This is a genomic window from Trebonia sp., from assembly GCF_049794275.1.
Lineage (GTDB): Bacteria > Actinomycetota > Actinomycetes > Streptosporangiales > Streptosporangiaceae > Trebonia.
Window position 1 is genome coordinate 1 of the sequence record NZ_JBARCR010000976.1, and the last position, 2773, is coordinate 2773.

Sequence of the window (2773 nt, forward strand, 5' to 3'; positions counted from 1 at the left end):
GGCCGGCACTCGTGGTGCCGGCCGGCTGGGAGGCCGCGTGCTTGCCCCGTCTGGGCTGCCCGGTCACCGGGTCGATCCGCCTGTGGTCGCGGATCACCGGGCCGTTGCCACCCGTGTCGTCAGGTGCTGTCATCAGGCAGCGCCGCCTTCGCCTTCGCCTTCGTCCACGATCTCGGCGTCAACGACACCCTCGTCCTGCGGAGTCTCCTCCGAGGCGGCGGTGCCGTCGGCGCCCTCGGCGCCGCTCGCGGCCTGCTGCGCCTGGGCGGCCTGGTAGATGGCGGTTCCCATCTTCTGGCTGACAGTGGCGGCGTGCTCGCTGGCGGTCTTGATGGTGTCGATGTCGTTGCCCTCGATCGCCTTCTTCAGGTCGGCGATTGCAGACTGCACCTCGGACTTGATGTCCGCCGGGATCTTCTCGTCGTTCTCGGCGAGGAACTTCTCGGTGCTGTAGACCAGCGTGTCGGCCTGGTTGCGGACCTCCGCCTCGTCGCGCCGCCTGCGGTCCTCCTCGGCGTACTGCTCGGCGTCGCGGACCATCTTCTCGATGTCGTCCTTGTTCAATGCCGAGCCGCCGGTGATCTGCACCGACTGCTGCTTGCCCGTGCCCAGGTCCTTGGCGGACACGTTCACGATGCCGTTGGCGTCGATGTCGAAGGAGACCTCGATCTGCGGGATGCCGCGCGGGGACGGCGCGATGCCGGTCAGGTCGAACATGCCCAGCTTCTTGTTGTAGGCCGCGATCTCGCGCTCGCCCTGGTAGACCTGGATCTGCACCGACGGCTGGTTGTCATCGGCCGTGGTGAAGATCTCCGAGCGCTTGGTCGGGATCGTGGTGTTGCGCTCGATGAGCTTGGTGAAGATCCCGCCCTTGGTCTCGATGCCCAGCGACAGCGGGGTCACGTCGAGCAGCAGGATGTCCTTGACCTCGCCCTTGAGCACGCCGGCCTGCAGGCAGGCGCCGACGGCGACGACCTCATCCGGGTTGACGCCCTTGTTCGGCTCCTTGCCGTCGGTCAGCGACTTGACCAGGTCCACGACCGCCGGCATCCGGGTGGAGCCGCCGACCAGGACCACGTGGTCGATCTCGCTGATGTTGACGTTCGCGTCCTTGATCACCTGCTGGAACGGGCTCTTGCAGCGGTCGATCAGGTCCGAGGTCATGCGCTGGAACTCAGCTCGGGTGAGCCGGGTGTCCAGGTGCAGCGGGCCGTCAGGGCCGTGGGAGATGTAAGGCAGGTTGATCTGCGACTCCATCGACTGGGAGAGCTCGATCTTTGCCTTCTCCGCGGCCTCGCGCAGCCGCTGCAGCGCCATCTTGTCCTTGGACAGGTCGATGCCGTAGCCGGACTTGAAGTCCTGCACCAGCCAGTCGACGATGCGCTGGTCCCAGTCGTCACCACCGAGGTGGTTGTCGCCGCTGGTCGCCTCGACCTCGACAACTCCGTCGCCGACGTCGAGCAGGGAGACGTCGAAGGTGCCACCGCCCAGGTCGAAGACCAGGATCTTGGCGGAGCCTTCCTTCTCCAGGTGGTAAGCGAGCGCGGCAGAAGTCGGCTCGTTGATGATCCGCAGGACGTTGAGGCCCGCGATCGTGCCGGCCTCCTTGGTCGCCTGCCGCTGCGCGTCGCTGAAGTACGCCGGGACGGTGATCACCGCGTCGGTGATCTTCTCGCCCAGGTAGGCCTCGGCGTCCCTCTTGAGCTTCTGCAGGATGAACGCGCTGATCTGCTGCGGGGTGAACTTCTTGCTGTCGATCGTGACGGTCCAGTCGGTCCCCATCTGCCGCTTGACCGAACGGATCGTCCGGTCCACGTTGGTGACGGCCTGCCGCTTCGCGACCTCGCCGACGAGCACCTCAGCGTTCTTCGCGAACGCGACAACCGACGGAGTGGTCCGTGAACCCTCGGCGTTGGCGATGACCGTCGGCTCGCCGCCTTCCAGGACGGCGACAACCGAGTTCGTCGTCCCGAGGTCAATACCTACCGCACGTGCCATGAGCAGTCCTTGTAGTGTGGGAGTTGAGTCTTCCGGGCTCGAGCCTGCCCGAGGCCAGCCCGGGTGTCAAATGACTTGAGTCACTTACGCTCAACTTCCAGGTTCCCTGGATCATTCCCATCGGCTGGACAGTTTTTCGCCAAAGGCAATAAGTTACTTGCCAGTTGCCTAGTTGGCCGGAGTCAGCGTGGGCAGGCGAAGCACCATGACTACGCTTGAGCCCCAGACCTAAGGAGGTTCCGCGTGGTCGCACGCATGATCATCGGGCTGGGACTGACCGTCGTCGCCTTCGCGGTGGCGGGCCGGCGGGTGTGGTGGCTGGGGCGGCTGGCTTTTTCCGGCCAGCCGGCGCCGGAGCGGGTGGCGTATGCGAGGTCCCACCCGGGCCGGGAGGCGGAAACCCAGCTGACCGAGGTGGTCGGGCAGCGGAAGCTGCTGAAGTGGACCGTTCCCGGCGCCGCGCACGCGGCGGTGTTCTGGGGCTTCATCATCTTGATTTTCACGATCATCGAGGCCTACGGCGACCTGTTCTCCCGGACGTTCGCGATCCCCGGCATCGGGCACTCGCCGGTGCTCGGCTTCCTGGAGGACCTGTTCAGCGTCGGCGTGCTCGCCGGGATCATCACGTTCACGGTCATCCGGCTGCGCAACGACCCGCACCGGGAAGGCCGCGGGTCGCGGTTCTTCGGCTCCCACACGCGCGCCGCCTGGCTGGTCCTGGTCATGATTTTCCTGGTCATCGCCACCCTGCTGCTCTACAGGGGAGCGCAGGTCA

General features: G+C 66.0%; 1 protein-coding gene and 1 pseudogene. One reads left to right on the top strand and one right to left on the bottom strand.

Annotation, left to right across the window (positions count from 1 at the left end):
• Nucleotides 1–132: 132 nt before the first annotated feature.
• Nucleotides 133–1998 (bottom strand): molecular chaperone DnaK, encoded by a 1866-nt coding sequence (gene dnaK / locus WA805_RS24885; RefSeq protein WP_425243540.1) that lies wholly within the window; start codon nt 1996–1998, stop codon nt 133–135.
• Between the two features lie 243 nt (nt 1999–2241).
• Here dnaK and WA805_RS24890 point away from each other — a divergent pair.
• Nucleotides 2242–2773, top strand: a pseudogene (locus tag WA805_RS24890) (Fe-S oxidoreductase); the annotation flags it as partial.